1 protein-coding gene is annotated in these 256 nt (G+C 73.0%); it reads right to left on the bottom strand.

The genetic code is table 11. From position 1 onward, the window contains the following. The coding region (locus ACZ3HH_RS30695; RefSeq protein ID WP_465810443.1) for a transglutaminase domain-containing protein at positions 1 to 256 on the bottom strand (256 nt) is incomplete at both ends.

Below are 256 nucleotides of genomic sequence, written 5' to 3'. Positions count from 1 at the left end.
CGTCGGAGCCCTGCACCTCGGTCCACGCGCTGAGGTCGCGCGCGCGGCACTCCCCCGACTGGCACGTGGCGACGCCGGGATCACTGGATCGGAGTCGCGTGCCGACCACCACCCGGGCGGGATAGCCGAGCTGGTGGGCGATGAGGGCGGCGGCGACCGCGAACTGCTCGTCGTCGCCCACCGCCGCGACGTAGTTGTTCGTCGTCTGGGCGCGCGGGTCGTCCTCGCGCTCGAGCAGGCGCTGGAACATCGTGTC

This window comes from Pseudomonas sp. PME37.24/025, assembly GCF_055556615.1.
This window is presented reverse-complemented; position numbering and strand designations above follow the sequence as displayed.